Source organism: Nitrosomonas marina, assembly GCF_900111605.1.
Lineage (GTDB): Bacteria > Pseudomonadota > Gammaproteobacteria > Burkholderiales > Nitrosomonadaceae > Nitrosomonas > Nitrosomonas marina_A.
In genome coordinates this window covers 56,869-78,840 of the sequence record NZ_FOIA01000003.1, presented here as the reverse complement: position 1 = coordinate 78,840, position 21,972 = coordinate 56,869, and the positions used below count along the sequence as shown (strand labels likewise).

The 21,972-nt window shown below is 45.8% G+C and carries 22 protein-coding genes; 12 read left to right on the top strand and 10 right to left on the bottom strand.

The annotated features are described in order from the left end of the window. Positions 1 to 45 precede the first annotated feature (45 nt). From BMY62_RS02235 to BMY62_RS02225, 3 genes are all read right to left on the bottom strand, one after another. Positions 46 to 717, bottom strand: a complete 672-nt coding sequence (locus tag BMY62_RS02235) for a site-2 protease family protein (protein WP_090655965.1) — start codon at positions 715 to 717, stop codon at positions 46 to 48. Then, positions 707 to 1,342 carry an L-threonylcarbamoyladenylate synthase gene (locus BMY62_RS02230; RefSeq protein ID WP_090655962.1) on the bottom strand — a complete coding sequence of 212 codons (636 nt, stop codon included), beginning with the start codon at positions 1,340 to 1,342 and terminating at the stop codon, positions 707 to 709. The genes BMY62_RS02235 and BMY62_RS02230 overlap by 11 nt, the downstream gene beginning before the upstream one ends. A gap of 111 nt (positions 1,343 to 1,453) precedes the next feature. Beyond that, a complete protein-coding gene (locus tag BMY62_RS02225; protein WP_090655959.1) occupies positions 1,454 to 2,293 on the bottom strand; it encodes a 3',5'-nucleoside bisphosphate phosphatase in 840 nt (279 codons plus the stop codon). Between the two features lie 149 nt (positions 2,294 to 2,442). On the opposite strand from BMY62_RS02225, the gene BMY62_RS02220 reads away from it, so the two are divergent. The 5 genes from BMY62_RS02220 (at position 2,443) to BMY62_RS02200 (ending at position 6,959) form a co-directional block, all read left to right on the top strand. Then, entirely contained in the window at positions 2,443 to 3,675 is a 1,233-nt protein-coding gene (locus BMY62_RS02220) for an NnrS family protein (protein WP_090655957.1), read from the top strand. Between the two features lie 217 nt (positions 3,676 to 3,892). Further along, positions 3,893 to 4,312 carry a rubrerythrin family protein gene (locus tag BMY62_RS02215; protein WP_090655954.1) on the top strand — a complete coding sequence of 140 codons (420 nt, stop codon included), beginning with the start codon at positions 3,893 to 3,895 and terminating at the stop codon, positions 4,310 to 4,312. 126 nt (positions 4,313 to 4,438) lie between these two features. Further along, positions 4,439 to 5,830 carry a heterodisulfide reductase-related iron-sulfur binding cluster gene (locus BMY62_RS02210; RefSeq protein WP_090655952.1) on the top strand — a complete coding sequence of 464 codons (1,392 nt, stop codon included), beginning with the start codon at positions 4,439 to 4,441 and terminating at the stop codon, positions 5,828 to 5,830. A gap of 5 nt (positions 5,831 to 5,835) precedes the next feature. Continuing rightward, a complete protein-coding gene (locus BMY62_RS02205) occupies positions 5,836 to 6,426 on the top strand; it encodes a DUF3501 family protein (RefSeq protein ID WP_090655949.1) in 591 nt (196 codons plus the stop codon). Next, positions 6,426 to 6,959 carry a CNP1-like family protein gene (locus BMY62_RS02200; protein ID WP_090655946.1) on the top strand — a complete coding sequence of 178 codons (534 nt, stop codon included), beginning with the start codon at positions 6,426 to 6,428 and terminating at the stop codon, positions 6,957 to 6,959. The genes BMY62_RS02205 and BMY62_RS02200 overlap by 1 nt, the downstream gene beginning before the upstream one ends. A gap of 38 nt (positions 6,960 to 6,997) precedes the next feature. On the opposite strand, the gene BMY62_RS02195 is transcribed toward BMY62_RS02200, so the two are convergent. Then, on the bottom strand, positions 6,998 to 7,312 hold the full coding sequence (locus BMY62_RS02195; RefSeq protein WP_090655943.1) for an HPF/RaiA family ribosome-associated protein: 315 nt from the start codon (positions 7,310 to 7,312) through the stop codon (positions 6,998 to 7,000). Between the two features lie 30 nt (positions 7,313 to 7,342). Further along, positions 7,343 to 7,780 (bottom strand): host attachment protein, encoded by a 438-nt coding sequence (locus tag BMY62_RS02190; RefSeq protein WP_090655940.1) that lies wholly within the window; start codon positions 7,778 to 7,780, stop codon positions 7,343 to 7,345. 499 nt (positions 7,781 to 8,279) lie between these two features. On the opposite strand from BMY62_RS02190, the gene galE reads away from it, so the two are divergent. Beyond that, the gene (galE, locus tag BMY62_RS02185) at positions 8,280 to 9,338 is read left to right on the top strand and encodes a UDP-glucose 4-epimerase GalE (protein ID WP_090655937.1); all 1,059 of its coding nucleotides are present in this window, start codon (positions 8,280 to 8,282) and stop codon (positions 9,336 to 9,338) included. Positions 9,339 to 9,364: 26 nt separating this feature from the next. Here galE and BMY62_RS02180 read toward each other — a convergent pair whose 3' ends face one another. Together BMY62_RS02180 and BMY62_RS02175 are read right to left on the bottom strand one after the other, a co-directional pair. Continuing rightward, a complete protein-coding gene (locus BMY62_RS02180; protein ID WP_090655934.1) occupies positions 9,365 to 10,600 on the bottom strand; it encodes a glycosyltransferase family 4 protein in 1,236 nt (411 codons plus the stop codon). A 4-nt stretch (positions 10,601 to 10,604) separates the two neighbouring features. Further along, positions 10,605 to 11,531, bottom strand: a complete 927-nt coding sequence (locus BMY62_RS02175) for a glycosyltransferase (protein ID WP_218142919.1) — start codon at positions 11,529 to 11,531, stop codon at positions 10,605 to 10,607. Between the two features lie 693 nt (positions 11,532 to 12,224). Between BMY62_RS02175 and galU the strand changes: the two genes are divergently transcribed. Further along, entirely contained in the window at positions 12,225 to 13,157 is a 933-nt protein-coding gene (gene galU, locus BMY62_RS02170) for a UTP--glucose-1-phosphate uridylyltransferase GalU (RefSeq protein ID WP_090655929.1), read from the top strand. Between the two features lie 46 nt (positions 13,158 to 13,203). Here the strand turns inward: galU and BMY62_RS02165 are convergent, their stop codons facing one another. Next, positions 13,204 to 13,626 carry a response regulator gene (locus BMY62_RS02165; protein ID WP_256207393.1) on the bottom strand — a complete coding sequence of 141 codons (423 nt, stop codon included), beginning with the start codon at positions 13,624 to 13,626 and terminating at the stop codon, positions 13,204 to 13,206. 143 nt (positions 13,627 to 13,769) lie between these two features. On the opposite strand from BMY62_RS02165, the gene BMY62_RS02160 reads away from it, so the two are divergent. Then, positions 13,770 to 14,876 carry an SMP-30/gluconolactonase/LRE family protein gene (locus tag BMY62_RS02160; protein ID WP_090655926.1) on the top strand — a complete coding sequence of 369 codons (1,107 nt, stop codon included), beginning with the start codon at positions 13,770 to 13,772 and terminating at the stop codon, positions 14,874 to 14,876. A 177-nt stretch (positions 14,877 to 15,053) separates the two neighbouring features. Here the strand turns inward: BMY62_RS02160 and BMY62_RS02155 are convergent, their stop codons facing one another. After that, positions 15,054 to 15,284 (bottom strand): DUF2798 domain-containing protein, encoded by a 231-nt coding sequence (locus BMY62_RS02155; RefSeq protein WP_090655923.1) that lies wholly within the window; start codon positions 15,282 to 15,284, stop codon positions 15,054 to 15,056. 459 nt (positions 15,285 to 15,743) lie between these two features. On the opposite strand from BMY62_RS02155, the gene BMY62_RS02150 reads away from it, so the two are divergent. The 4 genes from BMY62_RS02150 to BMY62_RS02135 all read left to right on the top strand — a co-directional run bounded on the left by BMY62_RS02150 (position 15,744) and on the right by BMY62_RS02135 (position 20,543). Continuing rightward, a complete protein-coding gene (locus BMY62_RS02150) occupies positions 15,744 to 17,726 on the top strand; it encodes a monovalent cation:proton antiporter family protein (protein ID WP_090655920.1) in 1,983 nt (660 codons plus the stop codon). A gap of 311 nt (positions 17,727 to 18,037) precedes the next feature. Then, positions 18,038 to 19,141: a copper-containing nitrite reductase gene (nirK, locus tag BMY62_RS02145; protein WP_090655917.1), complete on the top strand. Its 1,104-nt coding sequence runs from the start codon at positions 18,038 to 18,040 to the stop codon at positions 19,139 to 19,141. 366 nt (positions 19,142 to 19,507) lie between these two features. Further along, positions 19,508 to 20,035 carry an adenine phosphoribosyltransferase gene (locus tag BMY62_RS02140; RefSeq protein WP_090655914.1) on the top strand — a complete coding sequence of 176 codons (528 nt, stop codon included), beginning with the start codon at positions 19,508 to 19,510 and terminating at the stop codon, positions 20,033 to 20,035. Positions 20,036 to 20,099: 64 nt separating this feature from the next. Then, a complete protein-coding gene (locus BMY62_RS02135) occupies positions 20,100 to 20,543 on the top strand; it encodes a DMT family transporter (protein WP_090655911.1) in 444 nt (147 codons plus the stop codon). A 31-nt stretch (positions 20,544 to 20,574) separates the two neighbouring features. Here BMY62_RS02135 and mpl read toward each other — a convergent pair whose 3' ends face one another. After that, positions 20,575 to 21,960 (bottom strand): UDP-N-acetylmuramate:L-alanyl-gamma-D-glutamyl-meso-diaminopimelate ligase, encoded by a 1,386-nt coding sequence (mpl, locus tag BMY62_RS02130; protein ID WP_090655907.1) that lies wholly within the window; start codon positions 21,958 to 21,960, stop codon positions 20,575 to 20,577. Positions 21,961 to 21,972 lie beyond the last annotated feature (12 nt).

Sequence of the window (21,972 nt, the reverse complement as noted above, 5' to 3'; positions counted from 1 at the left end):
GGTTCATTAAATAAATGGAAAGTTTCTAGACACTGAACAACTCGATTAAATGTATAGTCCAAAAAAAGAAACCATCATTAACTTGATAAATGTTATCAACGGCCAGACAATGATGCCAAGAATGCCACTGATCAATAAAATCAGCAAAATCATAAAACCGTAAGGTTCGATTTTAGCGAAGTGACTGGCAATTTGATGAGGAAGCAGACTCATAGCCATACGTCCACCATCAAGTGGTGGCAGCGGCAACAGATTTAACACCATCAATATCAGATTGATTTCGATACCCGCTCTGCCCATTATTAACATGGGTCCGGTAAAATCGCTGACAGGGAGAATAATGGCAAGCTTCATGAACAGCGCCCAAAAAATAGCCATCATCAGATTGGCTCCTGGTCCGGCAACTGCAACCCATAACATGTCCTGTTTGGGTTTGCGCAGATTGGCGAAGTTGACTGGTACCGGCTTGGCCCAGCCAAATAGAAAGCCTGCCCCCATGGTTAATTTACTGACAATAAACAGTGTAGCCGGCACCAGAATCGTTCCTACCGGATCTATATGCTTTGCCGGATTAAGACTGATTCTACCCTGGTTGAATGCAGTAAAATCCCCGAAATACCTGGCTACATAACCGTGTGCAGCCTCGTGCATGGTGATGGCAAATATAACCGGCAAAGCATATATGGCAATTCCCTGTATAATGCCATCAAGACCCATGTTCTATTCCGAAAGGATCAAGGCTGCCTTTACCCGCCCTGACAAGCATCGGCACTTCATCTGTCAGATCAATAACGGTGGTCATCTCCAGACCACAGGATCCGGCATCCATCACCAGGTCGACCTGTTGCTCCAGACGCTGCCTGATAGAGTCTGCATCATTCATAGGCAATTCGTCGCCCGGCAACACCAGCGTTGAGCTTAACAAAGGTTCACCCATTTCCTCCAGTAATGCCAAAGCGACAGGATGATCTGGAATGCGCAAACCAATCGTATAACGCTTGGGATGCTGAAGCCGGCGCGGGACTTCCTTACTGGCCTGCAAGATAAATGTGTAGCTGCCTGGCGTATTGGCTTTCAGTAAACGGTATTGCGCATTGTCTACCCTGGCGTACAGCGAAATTTCTGCCAGATTCCTGCATACCAGCGTAAAGTGATGCTTTTCATCCACCTGACGAATCGTCCGAATGCGTGACATTGCGCTTTTATCACCGATCTGGCAACCCAGCGCGTAACATGAATCCGTTGGATAAACAATAACGCCACCATTACGCACGATATTCACGGCCTGCTTGATCAATCGTAAGTGTGGGTTTTCTGTATGAATCGTGAAAAATTGAGCCATAGCGGATGATTATACCAAATGATTGTCGGTCAATTAATATGCGAACTGTTGTTTAGCTGCTGCGTCAACGCGCTGTCTGCTGATACATCAAATTAACAGTACGCCTGTTGTTTAAAATGCATTCCAGTCATGCCATACCGGTACGCACCCGAATGGCAACTCCGGCAAACGGCCTAAATCAAAAAAGCTTTCTCCCGGTCCATGAAAATCGGATCCGCATGATGTCAGCAAGTTTCTGTTTTTTGCATGCGCCGCAAAAATCTCAACTTGCTGAGGTGTATGACTGGCGCTGATCACTTCGATAGCGGAACCACCCAGTGCTGAAAATTCATCAAGCAAGTCGTTTAACACATTCTTTCCTAAATTATATCGGGCCGGGTGCGCGATTACGGCACGACCGCCGCTTCCGGTTATCCAGGCAATTGCCTGACTGAGAGCGGCCCATTCATGATGGGCATAACCCGGTTTCCCCTTGACCAGATATTTCTTGAATACCGATTTCATGTCCTTGGCGTATCCCTTTTCCACCAAAAAACGCCCAAAATGCGTACGACCGATCAGACCGCGCTCACCAACGAAGGCGTAGGCCCCTTTGAGACTGCCGGTAATGCCTGCTTTCTCCAGCTCTTCCGCAATGTTTTGAGCCCGTTGCGTACGGCCGGAACGAATGGCGGCCAGACCCTCATAAAGCGGTTGATATTCTGGATCAACATTCAGTCCCAGAATATGGATGGTTCGGCCACGCCAGCTGACAGAGATTTCCACACCGTTTATAAATGTGATATTTTTTTTCGCTGCAGCACAACGGGCTTCATCTAACCCGGCCACATCATCATGGTCCGTCAGTGCTAGCACCTTTACGCCACGCTGGGCAGCCCGATCGACAAGCTGGGCAGGTGTCAGAACGCCATCAGAAATATTTGAATGACTGTGCAAATCAATATCGAGCATGTTGAAATCTTAAGTGCAGTGTTATAGGACAGGAGGTGTAATTCAATTCGTATCAACAATCAGCAAAACTGGACAAACGACCAGTAATCTGACAGCCGACATCTGTTAAATTATCTATATTATATCAAATTCGTTATAAAGGATTCCGAATGCTCACTAATTTATGGCATCACATTTCGGCAGCGCCGCATCGCAGTCTTTTTTTAGCAGGCGCACTACAAGGTATTTTTACCCTGATATGGTGGGTATACGACCTGGCGGGAAGATATGCAATATTTGGCGCAAGTACAGCCTGGAGCATTGCACCAACCTGGGCACACGCATTTTTGATGATTTATTGTTTTTTTCCATTCTTTATTTTTGGTTTTCTGTTCACAACTTATCCGAACTGGATGAACGGAAAAAAAATTGCCAAACACGTCTATATGACGACATGCATACTTATGATTGCTGGTGTCGCATTGTTTTATACAGGGCTCTTCCATGAAAAATGGATCAGCATAACAGGCGTTACCGCAATTCTGGTCGGTTTCATCAATGCATTCAGATCATTGCAGAACATTCTGATTCAGGCAAAAGACCAAGACAGGCGCCATGCTGCTGTTACCAGCACGGCCTTACTGATGGGCTGTATGGGTGTTGCAGCTTATATACTGTGGTTACTTACAGACAGTCTGTTTTTTCTGGATTTTTCACGCCAGGCAGGCATCTGGTTTTTTCTAATGCCGATTTTACTGGCCGTCTCGCACCGCATGATTCCATTTTTCTCCAGCCGGGTGCTGGATAATTATGTCGTTTTCAAACCGTACTGGATACTCTGGTTCATGCTGACATGCACTATCATGCATGGTCTGTTGCAACTGGCGGGCATGACCCAGTACCTGTGGATGGCAGACTTGCCCCTGGCAATCTGCGCCCTGTTCTTGTCCATCCGCTGGGGATTGCTGCGCAGCTTTCAGATCAGCCTGCTGGCAGTGTTGCACATTGCTTTTGCCTGGCTCAGCATTTCAATGCTGCTGTTTGGTCTGCAAAGTATTATCTTCATGCAGAGCAATGCCAGCACATGGCACTTGGGAATGGCACCGCTGCACGCATTGGCTATAGGCTATTTTGCCAGCATGGTGCTGGGCATGGCATCACGCGTCACAATCGGACACTCAGGCCGGCCCTTGGTACTGGATCATTTTACATGGCAACTGTTCATAGGTTTTCAAGCAGCCGCAGTGGTCAGGATACTACCAGAACTGGTTCCTCCGGTGTCTCAGTTTGCACCGGTACTGTATCTGATTGCGGGGCTGATATGGCTAACATGCTTCAGTTTATGGGCCATTCGCTACATACCGGTCTTCTGGCGCCCGCGTATCGACGGCAAACCCGGTTAACGGCTGACATGTTATCCCCAGCGAATGCCTGTCCGGTGACCTTGACAAGCATAAACCGCTTCGATAGTCTCGCTTCCAAAACAATCCAGCATTCAAAAAATAACCGAATCGGCTATCATTGATGCTGGCGTTTATGTCAGAATGATGCATAATTCCGATCATAATAATTATCACAAGTAGATATTGAAACGCGTTACGTTACAAAGGAGATAAAACAATGGAACTCAAAGGATCCAAAACCGAAAGTAATCTAAAAGCAGCCTTTGCGGGAGAATCTCAGGCAAATCGCCGCTATTTGTATTTTGCAGCCAAGGCCGATGTCGAAGGACAAAATGATGTCGCAACAGTATTTCGTTCAACTGCCGAGGGCGAGACGGGACACGCTCATGGTCACCTGGAATATCTGGAATCATGCGGTGACCCGGCTACTGGCCTGGTTTTCGGCTCGACAAGGGATAACCTGAAAACTGCTATTGCCGGAGAAACGCATGAATATACCGACATGTATCCTGGAATGGCAAAAACTGCACGCGATGAAGGCTTTGATGAAATCGCCGACTGGTTTGAAACGCTGGCAAAAGCCGAACGCTCGCACGCCAATCGTTTCCAGCGTGCACTCGACAGCCTGACCGATTAATCTGTAAAACGGATATATTGCGGTAAGGACAAGTGTCCTGCAACACACAGCGGATTGAAATGATCGCCTCAGGCGAGTAATTTCATCCGCCGAGCAATACAATCTGTTTATTATATCGATTACACTATGGCTACTCGTGAAGGCAGTCTGGAAGCACCCACACGCTATCCGATTGATTGGAAAAAAATTGAGTTCTACAATGAAGAGACTCTTCAGAATGAAATGGATCGCATCTTTGACATCTGTCATGGGTGTCGGCGGTGTGTCAATCTGTGTACTGCATTTCCGCGTTTATTCGATTTGATTGACGAAGGCACTACCGGTGAACTAGATGGCGTAGAAAAAAGTAAATACTGGGAAGTTGTCGACCGCTGTTTCTTGTGCGACATGTGTTTCATGACAAAATGTCCCTATGTACCGCCACATGAATGGAATGTGGATTTTCCGCATTTAATGCTTCGCAGCAAGGCCGTTCAATTCAAAAACAAAGGCGCCGGCTTCCGTGACCGATTGTTATCAAACACAGACCAGGTCGGAAAAATTGCTGCGACACCGGGAATTGCTCAGGGTATCAATACGCTGAATAAATCATCAGCAGTGCGCAAATTAATGGACTCCACTCTGGGAATACATGCCGACCGCGTTTTACCTGAATATACCGCCAAAAAATTCCGCTCAAATGCTCGAACCGATGATCACTTTACGGTCAAAGACGGTAAACGAACACATGGCAAAGTAGCCATCTACGCCACCTGTTACGTAAATTACAATGAGCCCGGTATTGGGCATGATTTGCTGAAAATACTGGAACATAACGAAATTCCGACGAGACTGGTGTCAAAAGAATCGTGTTGCGGCATGCCAAAACTGGAATTAGGTGATCTGGAGACGGTGGAAACACTGAAAAATGAAAATATCCCGCAATTGCTGAAACTAGCCGAGGATGGATACGCCATTCTATCTGCAATACCGTCCTGTATCCTAATGTACAAGCAGGAATTGCCGCTGTTATTTCCGGATGACGAGGCCGTTCAGACCGTCGCTGCCGCCATGTTTGATCCGTTCGAATATTTTGTGTTAAGAAATCAGGATGAACTGCTGAAAACAGACTTTAAAACACCACTGGGTAAAGTAGCGTACCATATACCCTGCCACCAGCGTGTACAAAACATCGGCAAAAAAACACGCGATGTTTTACAACTGATTCCGGACACCGAAGTCAATGTTGTTGAACGTTGCTCCGGCCACGACGGAACCTGGGGCATCAAAAGCGAGCACTTTACTGATTCGATGAAAATTGGACGCCCAGTTTTTCGCCAAATGGCCGCCAATCGACCCGATTATATCAGTTCGGACTGTCCGATTGCCGCGCGACACATCGAACAGGGCATGGGACCCGAAAATTCAGCAAAAAACCTTCACCCGCTTTCTCTACTCCGTATAGCCTATGAAGGCTATCCTGAAGACACCCAGCAATCCGATTTATCCAATCAACCAGTCAACTCAACGACCGACTAGAGGAAATGAACAAAATTACCCGTGACAGTTTGTTAACACTGGAAGATTACGCCAAAGTGCGAAGTCAGAAACGCAGCGAAGTCATGACGCACAAAAAAGCGCGAAAAGTCCCGCTTGGCAGTCATATTACCCTGATATTTGAAGACGATATTACCATCCGTTATCAAATACAGGAAATGTTGCTCGTTGAACGTATTTTTCAGGAAAACGAAATCACTCATGAACTTGACACCTATCTCCCGTTAATACCGGACGGTACTAACTGGAAGGCAACCATGATGATAGAGTACCCGGATCCTGCCGAACGGGCAGCCCAACTTGCGAAAATGGTCGGAATAGAGGACAAAGTCTGGGTAAAAATTGATGATTATCCACCAGTTTACGCAATAGCAGACGAAGATCTTGACCGCGAAAATACTGAGAAAACATCATCCGTACATTTTCTCAGATTTGAACTGTCACATGACATGATCCGTGCACTGCATCAACACGGCAATCTATCCATAGGTGTTGATCATCCGGCATACCGGGCGGTTATAGAAACCGTGGACGAGCAAATCCGTACTTCGCTGACCAACGACCTTATAGACCAGTAATGAGCGATCCTGGGCAACCGGCAACATGGACTGTTCTGACAATTGTTTTATTGCTACTGGTTTCCTGCGCTGCAAAAAAAGAATTCAAGGACGAATTCGATGGTGAGAAAACATGGATGGAGCAGCTTACCCAGCTTCCAGCCTACCCAGATTTGAGAAATCTGATTGAATTTGATGCAGGACCGACGACTGATTACAGTCATGCCATAGATCCTAGTTCAATCACTATCGGCCGGGATGGAGTGATTCGCTATACACTGGTTACTCGTTCCTCAGCAGGTGCCATGAATATCAGCTATGAGGGTATTCGCTGCATTACCAATGAAAGAAAACTGTATGCCATTGGTAGAGACGACCATACCTGGGTGGAACCCAGATTATCGGAATGGCAGTCACTTGATTTTGTCAGACAGTTTTACGCACAACGTGAATTATCAAAAAATCTGTTTTGCCCGCACAAACAAATCGTCAACAGCCGGGAAGAAGCAATCAGCGTATTGAAAAAAGGGATTCACCCTGACATTTATCGTTAATTCATTAGGCATTCCGCCACGTTTGCAGGTGCGTACGATTATTTGTTTTTCTGTCTCCCAAGCATGCTACTCATCATATTTTTAAGCTTGTCGACGGCGCCGCGCACGGCTGCGTCCAGGTCTGCATCCTGATGGGTTACTGCAACGGGTTGCCGGTTTTCGATGCGAGCTTCTATCACGCAACGCTTATCATTGTCTCCCCGCTTTTCACTGTTTTCATCGCTAATGTGCACTTCAACGCGGGTAAGCTGTTCACTAAATCGGTCCAATCCATGCTCAACCATGGCTTTAACATGATTTGACAATACTTCTCGGCCTTCAATGTTACGATCGGTATTAATTTGAATCTGCATGTGTTCTCCTTTTATCCTGCCTGGAAGCAATCAAAGGCGCTCAGGCAGACGAGTACGTAACTCGTCGATTTTCATCGCAGTATAATCCTTATCTATTTCCAAAGACATCAGTGTGGTTAAGGCCGCGCTGAGATTGGCTCGCAACAACCCTAGGAACGCAGGTGCCGCAACTATGACAAACCGATCGAATTTTTTCGTTAAACGCCCCTGCTCAAGACGATCGGCAAGGAATTTTGCAAAACGGATCTGTTCCTGTTCATGTGGACTGACATCAACTTCCATCGCATGCCGTCCTTCGCCATGGCTGTCAAAACTACGTCCCGGACGGTCAGTAGTCAGGTCAGACTGCTTTGTCCGGGCAGCCGGGTTATCAAAAGTCTCAATTTCAGTTAAAGGCCCAATGGGTGAGTCTGCTGAAAAAAGTTTGGCGTTACCGCTATTTGCGGAAAGAATCCATATCTTTGTCATATTTAACACTCCATTGTTATTTTAATAGTTTTAACACAACCGTGAAATTCAAACCGGTTTTCAAACACATTCCCGTTCTTTGGTGTTTACAGTGTATTAGCAAATACCCTGTCTGCAATACTGTAAGGAATGTTAGAATATCTTGCAATATCAATAACCCGTAATTGTGTAAATCAAATTTTGTACCTTGCCCGCTTCACCATACATCGTATGCAGCGATTTGCATACCGTGGTCAGTCTCAATGTTGATCTGGCTGATGCACATCTCCATCAATCATTATCAGGAGACAGTTTCACCGCTTTGAACCGGTAAAGTATTATCACTCAAATACGCTGATTGCGATACAGTTAAATAATAATACGCACTGATACACTGCGCCCGACTGCAAAGACTTCCCCATATCAACAAAACAGCATGATCATGCATTCTTTTTCTTCAAATATCCGACGATTATTTCAACATATAATCCTGCTACAGATCACTCGAATTTAAAGCAGCATGAAAAAGACCATTTTAGTAACCGGCGGATTGGGCTATATTGGCAGTCACACCGTCGTCGAACTGCAGGAAAGCAACTACAATGTGATTGTAGTTGACAATCTGTCAAATTCCATTCGGGAAGTTACAGAACGAATTACTTCCATCACCGGCCAGCCAGTCAAACTGTATATCGCCGATATTAATGATGATTTATCACTTTCTGCCCTATTTAAGAAGGAAGTGATTGACGGTGTCATTCATTTTGCCGCACATAAAGCCGTTGGCGAATCTGTTCAGAATCCTTTCAAATACTACCGGAATAACATCGACGGCATGATCAGCTTACAAAGAATCATGCATCAATTTCATGTCAGGACCCTCGTATTCTCTTCCAGTTGCACCGTATACGGTGATACCGGTCATTCGCCGATCAGTGAGACCCATCCGGTAACCGAGGCCATTTCTCCCTATGGAACGACCAAACTGGTATGCGAGCAGATTCTGAAAGACCTTTGCAGATACAGCGGCTTCAAGGGAGTCATTTTACGTTATTTCAATCCTGTGGGCGCGCATCCGTCCGCAAGCATCGGTGAACTGCCACTCGGGGTGCCGGACAATCTGGTTCCGTTTATCACCCAGACCGCTGCAGGAATCAGGGAAAAACTGACTGTATTTGGCAATGATTATAATACAGCTGATGGCACCAACATACGGGACTATATTCATGTAGTAGACCTGGCCAGGGCGCATGTCAAATCCCTGGACTACGCCTTCAGGATGAACCAGGATTATGAGATTTTTAACCTGGGTACCGGCAAGGGACATAGTGTGCTAGAAGTCATAAAGACTTTTGAGCAAGCCAGTGGAATGGTTTTACCCTATGTTATAGGTGCCCGAAGAACAGGAGATGTCGAACAAATCTGGGCCGATGCTACAAAAGCGGTTCAACTACTTAAGTGGACACCTCAGTATAATCTGCTCGATATGATGAAAACGGCCTGGAAGTGGCAACTGGCTTTGGCCGAAAGCGGCAAGAACGAATCCGCAACGGAGAATCAAGAAACGACATCCCGATAATACTTCAATGACACATTAATGACACATCAATTCAGAAGCCTCACACCAAGCGACTGATACAAGCTGCACATATTCTCAAGGTAACGGTCGACCGTGAATGCAGACGTAGCAAAATTGTGAGCAGCACGCCCCATTTCTTCTAATCGTGTTTCCGGCATTGACTGAATATCTTGCAGCAGTTCACTTAACGCCGTAACGTTACCCGTTTCAAACAGGAAACCTGTTTCACCCGGCTTGAGCATTTCTGGAATGCCACCTATACGTGAACCAATTACAGGTTTTCCACAGGCATATGACTCAAGTATACTGATCGGCGCATTCTCGTACCATTGGGACGGCAGCACGACAGCGCGGGCATGCTGTATCAACGACTTCAATGTATCCCCGCTGCGATATCCAAGAAACTCGATCGTATTGCAGCCTTCCGGAACAAGTCGGTGCAATTTTTTCTCGTATGGACCCGTTCCCGCCAGCTTCAGTTTAACACCGGTCATTAAAGCAGCTTTAATAAGCGTATCCACGCCCTTCTCGGGCGCAAGCCGGCCGAAATACAAGAAATATTCCCCTGCCTTGTATTGCGGCACGTAAGATTGATAGTGAATAAAATTTGGAATGTAAACAAGTTTGTCCGGACGCCAGCCCCATTCAATTAATTTATTCCGATAAAACTGGCTGGGTGTAATAATCTTGTCAAGATTTTTTTTATATAATCCAAACAATTTATGTACACTTGACTCGACACTAACCAGCATACTCGCCGACAATGAGTCGTGAATACAACGATTCTTCACGACATGCCATAAATTTCCATGTTTACAGCGCTCACAAACACCTGCTTTATTGAGCATTTTATATGCTGGACAGGCAAGCTTCAAATCATGTGCAGTCATGACTGTTGGAATACCTGCCTCGCTGAGGACGGCTAAGACCGATGGCGACAGGTGATGATAAATACAATGTGCATGCGCAATATCCGGACGAATACGCTGAATGAGTTTTTTAAGGTTAGCACTGGCTTCCCACGAATAGATCACTTTTCCAGCCATAACTATCTTTTGTAATAGACTGTAATCATTACCGAATTCTAATTCATCGACAAAATATTGTTCCCATTCAGATACTTCGTTTTTCGGGTGACGCATGGTAAAGGCCACCGTATTCCAGTCAAGCTCCTGAAACAGTTTCTGGTGGTCAAAAAAAACCGCATCAGACCCGCCACGCCTGTAATTATAGGTATTCAGTGACAGTAGTGTATTTTTCAATTTATCACCTGATGCCGCACAGGTAGGTAAAAAGATGATCCACGATTCTATGCCATTGATAATTCTGTACCGATATTCTGATTTTTTCAGAAGAAAATTGATTCATCTTTTGTATCATGATTTGGATACCTGCACATACATCATGAGGTGAATCTCCGATAAGCACACCATTTTCAGAATTGATAATCAGTTGATTTGCAGCCGTTCTGGTTCCGATAACCGGCATACCCGACATTAGGTATTCGTATGTTTTGGTAGGCGGCTGTTCATCAAAATACGGTGTCAGCGGAATATAGGACAAGCCAATATTGTGCGTATCAAATAATGGTTGCAACTGATCATGCGGCACCCTGCCTGCGAATACAACAATACCGCTGATCCCGCAACGCTCTGTTTCGGTAATCAGTTGACCAAGCTGGCCAGGTGAACCATCGCCAACAATTGTTACTATAATTTTCCCAATCGCTCCGGTCTGCGCAAGATATTCCTGTAATCCGTAGATAACATTCTCTAGATTTCTGTTGTATAAAGTACCGACATACAATAATCTGATGTCATTAAAGACTTTTTCAGTCGATGAAATCGTTTCAGCACCCAGTGGCAGAATTTTAGCTGATTTTTCCAGCCCCAGCTTTTTGGACAGCCCGCTGGAAATGACCGTGATGTTATCAAAAAACAAAGCTTCAATTTTCAGAACAGCATCGTAAAATTCACGTACCAGTCTGTTTTTTTCCACTGAACCCGTTCGAATATCAAGAACCATTGGATTGTCAGGACGCAGCAATCTCAAAATCCATGACACAAATTTGAAATATTTAATAAATACAATGTCATTATTATTTTTTGTTTGATGCCAGAAAGTATTCAGAAAACGGATGAGACGGACGGGACCACCCTGCCGACTGACAGAAATGACTTGTATACCGTCCATATCGATTGGAGAAAAACCCAGATCCCATCCGATATAGGTTACACGACATCTGTCCTTCAGATATTTGCAGTAATAGTATGTATCAATATGATAACCAAACTGCGCTGTAGAAATTATAACGACACGAGTCACTGGCTGATTACAATGTATAGCGATAGCATTATCAATAAGTTTAGCATTAGTAAACAGACTGCACGTGCGGCAATTTGTCACATTTCGGAAAACGCCACAACCATGTAAAATCCGATTCGTCATAGTTATCAATGTACGCCAGTTTTCGGATTGATAACATGGAAGCAAATAGACTTGCATAGTGCTGTATTGATGGCTTTTAAAAATCAGGATTTGGAAACCATTTATCCAGACATCTAAATCAATACAAACGATATCAAACCAAGCTAGTGCTCTTTCAATATGATATTGTCAGGTACAGCGTTATCGTGGTGTTATGCAGCAAGGCACAGTACACGGGAAAGGGTTATTCCCTTTTCAAGTACTGTAACGCGGCTGCAGGACACCACGGTAACGCACGGTGGGTGCGCTTGTCAGCGCCAATGGACTGTGTTGTGTCTTTTGGTAATAGAATGACTATTTCCTGCAAGACAAGCCTTGCCATGAACACTGACAAGCGCACTGAATCCGGCAATATCATATTGAAAGAGCACTAGTTGATAGTCTCCAGGAGCCAGGCCAATGCGTAATAAACCTTCCAAAACGATCACAAAAGCCGTGTTTCCAATAGCAGGTCTGGGTACACGATTTCTTCCGGCAACCAAGGCTTCGCCCAAAGAAATGCTCCCTGTTGTTGATAAGCCACTGATTCAATATGCTGTGGAAGAAGCGTATGCCGCGGGGATTCGGCAAATGATTTTTGTCACCGGTCGTACAAAACGGGCTATTGAAGATCATTTTGATACAGCTTACGAATTGGAGTCAGTACTGGAGTATTCACAAAAGCAGCAGCTGCTTGAATCCGTTCGGAACGTCACCCCTGATGACATGCATTGCATGTACGTCAGACAGAACCAGGCAATGGGATTGGGCCACGCCATCCTGTGCGCTGAAAAGCTCATCGGTGATGATGACTTCGCTGTAATTCTGGCTGATGACTTTATGATTGCAGAGCAACCGGTCATGGCACAAATGGTTGAACAGCATCAGCAACTTCAAAAAAGCATTATTGCAGTGCAACATGTTACGCGCAGCCAGACAAATTTGTACGGTATCGTCAGCGGATCTGAAGTTCGTTCAGGATTACTCAGATTGAATAACATTGTTGAAAAACCCCAACCAGGCGAAGCACCGAGCACAATGGCTGTTGTTGGAAGATATATCTTGACAGCCGCTATTCTCCAAGAATTAAAGAACCAATCACCCGGCATAGGCGGTGAGATTCAACTGACCGATGGTATAGCCAGTTTACTCAGAAAGGAACATGTTTTCTCTTATCATTTTGATGGCATGCGTTATGACTGCGGCAGCAAAATCGGTTACTTGAAAGCTGTTGTGGATATGGCGAGCAATCACCCGGAAGTCAGCGAACCGTTTAACCGGTGGCTTGAAAACAAAGTTCAGTCTGCACAGAACAGCACAACCGGGAAAAACGAAATTGACTACGCCGTGTAAAATTTACATTTAACTGCAGCGTATAAATGCCCAGCCAGATTCAGTCTCATGACACCTGGTTTATATGATTTCTGGCTATCAGCCCCAGTTTTTCCGACAACACAGTAGCGGTAAATGGTCTAGTCAGAATGCCATCAGCACCCGCCTGTACAGCATCAAGAATATCCTTTTTCTTTATTTCAGCCGCCACCATCAACACTGGCACTTTGTTTAATTTTTCTACAGCCCGGATTTTTCGTAAAACCGTCAACCCATCCATCGCAGACATGTACCAGCTCGAAATAATGAAATCAAAATCATCCGATAATAATTTCTGTAGCGCAATCTGTCCGCCATTCGCTTCATCCACGTTAAGGAAACCCATATCTTTGAGTATAGGCTTAATCTGTATCTGCTTATTTGCAATATCATCAACAATAAGAAATTTTGTATGAATACTCAACATATCAATTCCATGCAAAAATTTCATCTTACCGAAGAATCGATCCAGATTCGTGTGGGAAAATTCACAGATAATGGCATTTCACCGGTACACGCCACCCGTAACGGGTGACTTTAAATGATTTGACCATATGTCACTTCTGCCGGCATCTCTTGTACAATTGGGGGCTTATGAAAAAAATTCTTGCCATCCTGCTTATCATACTGGTCGCTTATTTCCTGTTCTGGCCTGTCCCAATCGAACCGGTAAGCTGGAACGCACCAGGTGCGCCCGGCTATACCGGCCCTCATACATCCAATGACCGGCTTGCCGAATTGCAGCTGATTTCGCTGAACGACGAAGAGGGGCCGGAACATGTCGCAATGGGCGAGGATGGAAAACTGTATATCGCTGTCGCAAGTGGAAACATCCTGCGTTTGAATCCGGACGGCACAACGCTGGAAATTTTCGCTCACACCGGTGGCCGCGTACTGGGTTTTGATTTCGATAGCGACGGCAATCTCATTGCTGCCGACGCAATGCAGGGTATTCTGTCCATTTCGCCAAATGGAAACGTAACGATGCTGGCAGATCATATCCACAACGACCCGATCCGATATCCCAACAGCGTGGTTGTGGCAAGCAATGGCATGATTTACATCACAGACTCCTCAGGTCGTTTCGCACCTTCCGACTGGGGTGGCACGTTTGAAGCAAGCATGCTGGATATTGTCGAACAGTCGGCTACCGGACGCGTATTGGAATATAATCCGAAACTCAATCAAGCGCGTATTGTCGCCAGAGGATTGAGCTTTGCAAACGGCATAGTCTTGTCAAGCGACGAGCAAACCCTGTTTGTCAATGAAACCGGCCGTTATCGTGTATGGAAAATAGCAGTAGGCGCTGACAATCTCGACATCAGTCAGCAATCGCCGCTAGCAAGTATTCTTTTCGACAATCTGCCGGGATATCCCGACAATCTGATGCGCGGAGATAAAAACAGAATCTGGTTGGGTTTTGCCAAGCCACGAAATACAATTATTGATTTTATGGCCGATAAACCCCTGTTGCGTAAAATTGTGCTGCGTTTTCCGCGTATTTTTTGGCCCATGCCAGAAACCTATGGGCATGTTATGGCATTTACTGAGGACGGTAAAATCCTGCACGACCTGCAGGACCCGACGGGGGCATATCCCGAAACAACGTCTGTTACCGAGACTGAAAACAGACTGTACATCCAGAGCCTGCACGCAAGCAGTTTGGGCTGGCTGGCAAAAGAAACTGTTCTGGGAAATTGAAAAACATTAATTTATTGTATTTGACCTGCAAATCAATTTCATATTTCTCCAGAATAACTGTTGAGTCTATACCCCGTTAACTTCAAAAATCAGGACAACTTGTTCGATATTGAAACACGCGTGCGTGTCCTGTCACATCCTGTATGAGTTTATTCAAGAAAAAAGACCCTGAACAATCTAATTCCAGATTCCCACAATCGATTCGGCAGTTCGTTTTAAGAATGGCGAAACCAGCAACAGTAAACCGAAACCAACCGGAAAAGCAATGCTCCATGAATAAAGCCATTCTTCTATATACTCATTTGAGAAACCAAGATTGACTGCAGTGACCGTTGCAGATACGCAACCTGTCATTACTGCAGACATCATCAGGCTATAAATCAAATGGAGCAAAATTTTTTGTTTCATGGCGATCTCAGTTTTCGATATAGGCTACCCGGAAATCATCTCGATATAAAGTGTATTTGCAAATTCACACAAACAAGACCCATCAGACGGAATATACAGCAATCTGTTTCCCGGTATTCGGTTCGCGTCCATCACTAAAAAACCGTTGACCAACTGCGGTCGCTGCTCTTAAACGATTTGATCATATCAAATAACTAACACATCTCAGGTCTGATCATTATTATTCTTGTACCCCAACGCCTGGAGGCATAGGACAAATTGGAATAATCCACTCGGTAATAACCGGCTTTATCCAACGGAAAACAACGCCGGGAAACAGTAGACAAACAGTAAACATACGCAAAATTATTTTTTTGATATGATAGGTTCACGTGGTTGATGTTCAACGATGACTCTTACTGCCGTGCAAGTCGACAGAATCTCGTTACCGGCTCACGATTTATCAATACGTTATCATTCATGACAGACTCACTTTTACCCATACTGATTTTACTATCGACTGCGGTATTTGCAGTCGTCATTTTCAGACTGCTGCGGCTGCCTCCGATGCTGGGGTATCTTTTATCCGGCGTGCTGATCGGTCCACATGCTCTGGGCTGGATACCCGATAATGAAGAGACTCGTCATCTTGCAGAATTCGGAGTTGTTTTTCTCATGTTCAGTATCGGCCTTGAATTCAGTCTGCCCAAGCTGGTTACCATGAAGCGCATAGTCTTCGGATTTGGCACTTTACAGGTTGTCATCAGCATTGTTATCGTCATGGCGATCGCCTGGCTACTTAATTTAGACTGGCGCGTTGGTCTCGTCATAGGCGGAGCGCTGGCAATGTCTTCCACAGCAATCGTCATCAAAATGCTGTCTGAACGGCTGGAGTTAAATACACTGCACGGCAGGCAGGTAATCGGCGTATTGCTTTTTCAGGACTTGGCGGTTATCCCCCTGCTGATCGTCATACCGGCATTGGCGACCTCATTCGAAAACGAATCCATTGAATACGGCAACGTGCTTGCCGCCGCCGCACTGAAAGCTCTGGCTGTACTGACGCTCATTTTATTTTTTGGTCAACGCCTCATGCGTCCCTGGTTTCATGTAGTGGCGCAGCAGAAATCTTCGGAACTGTTTGTTTTAAATGTTTTACTAATTACGCTCGGTCTGGCCTGGCTGACCGAACTGGCAGGTTTATCATTGGCGCTGGGCGCTTTCCTGGCAGGGATGCTGATCTCTGAAACCGAATATCGCTATCAGGTTGAGGACGACATCAAACCATTCCGTGACATCTTGCTGGGCCTGTTTTTTGTCACCATCGGCATGCTGCTGGATATTCAGGTGGTGATCGATAATTTTCTATGGGTGGCCGTGATTCTCACCGGATTGATCATTCTGAAAATAATCCTGATTACGGGCCTGTCACGGCTATTTGGGACACAACCCAACACAGCACTCCGTACCGGAATGAGCCTGGCACAGGGCGGCGAGTTCGGTTTTGTTTTGCTGGCACAGGCCACGATGCACGGACTGATTGATAATGCCATACTGCAGCCCGTTTTGGCGGCCATGGTACTGTCAATGCTGCTGGCACCCTTCATGATCGAATACAGCGAGCGCGTCATACAGCGGTTTTACACATCCGAATGGATGCAACGCGCAATGGAAATCACTACCATAGCCGCACAAACGATAGCGGAGCAGAATCACGTCATTATTTGCGGCTATGGAAGAAGTGGGCAGAATCTGTCTCGCCTACTGGAGCAGGAATCTGTTCCCTTTATTGCGTTGGATCTGGATCCGCGCCGAATTCATGAAGCAAAAATGGCCGGAGAAGCTGTTGTCTATGGTGACGCAGCACGCAAAGAAGTATTGATAGCCGCGGGCGTACTCCGCGCAAAAGTTCTGGTCGTCAGTTATGCAGACACTGTTTCTGCACTCAAGATTTTAAACCATGTCCGTATATTGCGACCTGAGCTTACTGTCGTTGTACGGACGCGCGACGACTCAGACATTGATTTATTGAAAGAGGCTGGCGCCACCGAAGTGGTTGCGGAAATCCTCGAAGGCAGCTTAATGTTGGCTTCTCATGCATTGATGTTCATGGATGTATCTACCGGACGCATATTGAGGCGTATCCGTCAGACACGTGAACAGCGTTATAGTCTTTTTCGCGGTTTTTATTACGGCGTAACGGATGAAAGTGATGAAGGCCATGAGCGTTTGCTGCCCCGATTACTGACCATCACAATCACACCCGGCGCTGCTGCCGTCAGTAAAACACTCGGCGAACTTTGCCTGCCCGATTTATCGGTTGAAGTAACCGCAGTCAGAAGGCGGAATATCAGAGGTTTGCTACCGTCGGATGAAACCCGGCTTGAAGCCGGCGATGTCGTGGTTCTCAGAGGAACACAGGAAAACCTGGCTGCAGCGGAAATCCGTCTCATGCAGGGATAAAACGGCACCAACTGTGTTGTACGCAATCATGGAGCAGATATCAAACTGAAATCCTGCGCCGCCACAAGTAACCCTACTGCCAACATGCCCTTTTTTAAGGGTTTTTTCACTTTTATTCAGCGTACAGACATGGACAGCCTCACTGCGAAAGTGTATAGTCTGCGTTCCGCCCTTTGCTCTTTGAAACTTTGAAAAAAGGGCAGGTGTCTATGTATAAGGTTTGTAGATATTCATCATTTACGAAAATGATACATCGACAGATAAGAAGGCGTATATAACAAACGCAAAATTTATCATTTATGGAGGGAGATATGATTAAAGCTGTTCAAGCTGTTTTTGGACTGGGATTGTTGTGTTTTGCTGCTACACAAGCTGCTGTAGCCGCAACCGACATCTCAAAATTACCGCGTGTAAAACAGGAACTGGTGGCACCGCCCGCAGTTCCCAAGCACGATCAGGTCGCTAAAGGTGGACCAAAAGTCGTTGAAGTCCGCATGGAAACAAAAGAAGTACTCATGGAAGTTGCCCCTGGCGCAAATGTCTGGGCACTCACGTTTAACGGTTCTGTTCCTGGTCCACTGATCGTTGTACACGAAGGCGACTATGTTGAACTGACACTGGTTAATCCAAAAGAAAGCACACTCGCACATAATGTCGATTTTCACGCTGCGACTGGTGCATTGGGTGGTGCCGGCCTGACCTTGATTCAGCCTGGTGAAGAAGTTGTTTTACGCTGGAAAGCGGTCAAACCTGGCGTTTTCGTTTATCACTGCGCACCGGGTGGAACAATGATTCCATTCCACGTTATCTCCGGTATGAATGGCGCAATCATGGTATTGCCGCGTGACGGCCTGAAAGACGCTGAAGGCAAACCATACCGTTATGACCGTGCATTCTACATCGGTGAACAGGATTACTATCTGCCTAACGATGGCAAAGGTAAATTCAAAGAATTCGCAACTCCAGCTGCCGGCATGCACGAAATGCTTGAGCTGGCTAAAGGCCTGATCCCTACACACGTTGTATTTAACGGCGCTGTAGGTGCAATTACAGGCGACAATGCATTGTCAGCTAAAGTTGGCGAAAAAGTATTGTTTATCCATTCTCAGGCAAATCGTCCTTCCTACCCGCATCTGATCGGTGGTCACGCCGACCTGTACTGGGTAGGCGGTTCATTCAGCGATGTACCCTTGACCAGCCAGGAAACATGGTTTGTTCCAGCCGGTTCAGCAGTGGCTGCAGCCTATGAATTCCATCAGCCAGGTCTGTATGTATACCTCAGTCACAATCTGATTGAAGCTGTTCTGTTGGGAGCTGCCCTACATATGAATGTTGAAGGCGAATGGGACGACGACATGATGACCCAAGTCAAGGCCCCTGACAGCTTTGACGCCAAAGCAGCCATGGATCACTAAGCAATATACTCGCATTATTGTATATTGATTTAATGATTTAGCCCGAACGGCTCCTTCCGACAGGTTGGAGCCGTTTTCTATTTGCAAGTCACAAGAAATATAATCGGTGATTCATTGCAATAAACCAAACCAGTATCAATGCCACCGAAAACAATTGATAACGGATAACGAACGCAAACCAAAATGCCGGTTCTCAAAGAAGAAGCGTTGGATTATGACTTTTGGGTTTCTTTGTATCGAAACAAGATTCTGCTCTCTTCTGAATCCAGCAGGCCACTCTGACAGTGATGCGCTGTCTGCAGGTTAAGCCTCTTAGGCTTCATAAATCTCTTTATTACTCACTTTTCCAGGTTTTCCGACACATTTATGCCAATTAAATCCCGTATTCGCACAATTCCCCACCACCCTCACCCGGGAATTATGTTTCGCGACATTACCACACTGTTAAAAGACCCTGTCGGTTTACGCACAACTGTGCAAGAAATCGTAAAACGCTATCAGTCACAACACATCAGTAAGGTTGTCGGTATTGAATCGCGGGGATTTATTATTGGTGCACCCGTGGCGTATCAGCTTGAAACCGGTTTTGTTCCGATACGCAAACAAAACAAGCTGCCGGCCCAAACTGTCGGCCGTGACTATCAACTGGAATACGGCAGCGACCGTATTGAAATCCACGTCGACGCCATTCAACCTGGAGACCGTATTTTGCTTGTCGATGATTTGATCGCTACCGGCGGTACAGCCGAGGCTGCTGTCAGATTAATCCGGGAGATGGGTGGCGACGTGATTGAGTGCTGCTTTGTAATAGATTTACCAGATGCCGGTGGTCGTAAACGCCTGGAGCAATTGGGCTGCAAGGTATTTTCTTTATGCGAATTTGGTAACGACTAATCTTATAATAAAATCGGAATAATACAGCTATACATACAATTGCAGCATTTATGCATTGCCTGTCATGAATAACACCGCATATATACTCGTCGCCCTGGTTGTTGGCGTGCTCATATCGTTTCAACCGCCTATCAATGCGTCAATGGCAAGAATACTTGATAGTCCGCTGTTTGCCGCAACGATTTCCCTGTTTATCAGTTGTATGCTGATGATGGTGCTGTGGCTGCTCTACGACGGCGGCAAAAATACAGCCCAAATTACCACGCTGCCGTGGTGGATAGTTATCGGCGGCATAGCCGGCGCTGTTTTTGTCACAAGCAGCATTATTATTGCGCCTGTACTCGGTATGGCTGCATTTATTGTCTGCATCATTGCAGGACAGCTAATTGGTTCGATTTTTATTGATCATTTCGGATTAATAGGCATGGATACAAAAGCAGTCAGCATGCAAAAAATCATTGGACTGATTTTGATACTCATCGGAGTCATACTGGTACGAGCAGACTGACGCCAGCTCTTGGGTCAGCTGGCTATTGCCTTCAAGCGTTAGCACGATTGAGCTGCATCATTAATTTCTCATGAATATTACCAAAACCACCATTGCTCATAATTAAAACATGATCACCGCTCTCTGCGGAATCGGCAATTTCTAAGACAAGCTGATGTAAGTCTTTGAAACACCTTACTTTCTTACCTATACTTGCCAACGCCTGTTCCACCCAGTCGGCATCATGGCTATAGCAGAACACAACATCAGCACCGTTAAGACTGCTGGCCAGTTTTTCTCTCCATACGCCCATTTTCATGGTATTTGATCGTGGCTCCAGTACTGCGAGTATACGTGCATCTCCAATATGATCGCGCAATCCGTCGATTGTTGTCTGTATCGCAGTCGGATGATGCGCAAAATCATCATATACAGTAATATTATTGGCAATACCGCGCTTTTCCATACGGCGTTTTACGTTTTTAAACTGACTCAAGGCTTCGATGCCCGTACTGGCCGGAACACCCGCGTGCCGTGCGGCAGCAAGTGCCGCCAGAGCATTGGCACGGTTATGTTGTCCCAGCAAATTCCACTGCAGCATACCTTGTAATTCGTTCCTGAAGAATACCTCTGAAACGCTCCCTTCATGGATAACCGTACACCACTCTGCCTGAGTACCAAACCGTTCAACCGGGGTCCAGCAACCCATCTTCAACACTTGATCCAGATTTTGGTCATTTCCATTTGCAACAATCATTCCCTGGTTTGGCACAATCCGGACAAAATGATGAAACTGGCGAATAATTGCAGCAAGGTCATCAAAAATATCGGCATGGTCGAATTCCAGATTATTTAAAATAACAGTTTTGGGACGATAGTGAACGAATTTTGACCGTTTATCAAAAAATGCCGTATCGTATTCGTCTGCCTCAATCACAAAAAACGGTGATACCTCGCGTACTGTCGAATGTGGTACTGACGGTATCGCTCCAATACGTGCGGACGTGCCGAAGTTCTCTGGAATACCGCCTATCAGAAAACCTGGATGCATACCGGCATATTCCAGAATCCACGCCAGCATTGAACTCGTAGTCGTTTTCCCGTGCGTGCCCGCTACCGCCAATACCCAGCGGGTATTTAAAATGTTTTCAGAAAGCCACTGCGGCCCCGAAATATAGGGCAAATTCTGATTCAGTATCTCCTCCATCAGTGGATTACCGCGCGTAACGACATTGCCAATAACAAATATATCCGGCTTGAGCTGGATCTGATCCGCTGAAAAACCTGAAATTAGCGCAATTCCCAAAGACTCCAGCTGGGTACTCATGGGTGGGTAAACATTTTGATCGCACCCGGTAACAGTATGGCCGGATTCTTTTGCAATGGCGGCTATGCCACCCATAAAAGTCCCACAAATTCCAAGGATATGAATATGCATGGTTATTCTTTA

What these genes read in the sequence shown, in the direction of transcription:
- BMY62_RS02235 (WP_090655965.1), bottom strand. Translation starts at nt 717, where the DNA reads ATGGGTCTTGATGGCATTATACAGGGAATTGCCATATATGCTTTGCCG.
- BMY62_RS02230 (WP_090655962.1), bottom strand. Translation starts at nt 1,342, where the DNA reads ATGGCTCAATTTTTCACGATTCATACAGAAAACCCACACTTACGATTG.
- BMY62_RS02225 (WP_090655959.1), bottom strand. Translation starts at nt 2,293, where the DNA reads ATGCTCGATATTGATTTGCACAGTCATTCAAATATTTCTGATGGCGTT.
- BMY62_RS02220 (WP_090655957.1), top strand. Translation starts at nt 2,443, where the DNA reads ATGCTCACTAATTTATGGCATCACATTTCGGCAGCGCCGCATCGCAGT.
- BMY62_RS02215 (WP_090655954.1), top strand. Translation starts at nt 3,893, where the DNA reads ATGGAACTCAAAGGATCCAAAACCGAAAGTAATCTAAAAGCAGCCTTT.
- BMY62_RS02210 (WP_090655952.1), top strand. Translation starts at nt 4,439, where the DNA reads ATGGCTACTCGTGAAGGCAGTCTGGAAGCACCCACACGCTATCCGATT.
- BMY62_RS02205 (WP_090655949.1), top strand. Translation starts at nt 5,836, where the DNA reads ATGAACAAAATTACCCGTGACAGTTTGTTAACACTGGAAGATTACGCC.
- BMY62_RS02200 (WP_090655946.1), top strand. Translation starts at nt 6,426, where the DNA reads ATGAGCGATCCTGGGCAACCGGCAACATGGACTGTTCTGACAATTGTT.
- BMY62_RS02195 (WP_090655943.1), bottom strand. Translation starts at nt 7,312, where the DNA reads ATGCAGATTCAAATTAATACCGATCGTAACATTGAAGGCCGAGAAGTA.
- BMY62_RS02190 (WP_090655940.1), bottom strand. Translation starts at nt 7,780, where the DNA reads ATGACAAAGATATGGATTCTTTCCGCAAATAGCGGTAACGCCAAACTT.
- galE (WP_090655937.1), top strand. Translation starts at nt 8,280, where the DNA reads ATGAAAAAGACCATTTTAGTAACCGGCGGATTGGGCTATATTGGCAGT.
- BMY62_RS02175 (WP_218142919.1), bottom strand. Translation starts at nt 11,531, where the DNA reads ATGGACGGTATACAAGTCATTTCTGTCAGTCGGCAGGGTGGTCCCGTC.
- galU (WP_090655929.1), top strand. Translation starts at nt 12,225, where the DNA reads ATGCGTAATAAACCTTCCAAAACGATCACAAAAGCCGTGTTTCCAATA.
- BMY62_RS02165 (WP_256207393.1), bottom strand. Translation starts at nt 13,626, where the DNA reads ATGAAATTTTTGCATGGAATTGATATGTTGAGTATTCATACAAAATTT.
- BMY62_RS02160 (WP_090655926.1), top strand. Translation starts at nt 13,770, where the DNA reads ATGAAAAAAATTCTTGCCATCCTGCTTATCATACTGGTCGCTTATTTC.
- BMY62_RS02155 (WP_090655923.1), bottom strand. Translation starts at nt 15,284, where the DNA reads ATGAAACAAAAAATTTTGCTCCATTTGATTTATAGCCTGATGATGTCT.
- BMY62_RS02150 (WP_090655920.1), top strand. Translation starts at nt 15,744, where the DNA reads ATGACAGACTCACTTTTACCCATACTGATTTTACTATCGACTGCGGTA.
- nirK (WP_090655917.1), top strand. Translation starts at nt 18,038, where the DNA reads ATGATTAAAGCTGTTCAAGCTGTTTTTGGACTGGGATTGTTGTGTTTT.
- BMY62_RS02140 (WP_090655914.1), top strand. Translation starts at nt 19,508, where the DNA reads ATGCCAATTAAATCCCGTATTCGCACAATTCCCCACCACCCTCACCCG.
- BMY62_RS02135 (WP_090655911.1), top strand. Translation starts at nt 20,100, where the DNA reads ATGAATAACACCGCATATATACTCGTCGCCCTGGTTGTTGGCGTGCTC.
- mpl (WP_090655907.1), bottom strand. Translation starts at nt 21,960, where the DNA reads ATGCATATTCATATCCTTGGAATTTGTGGGACTTTTATGGGTGGCATA.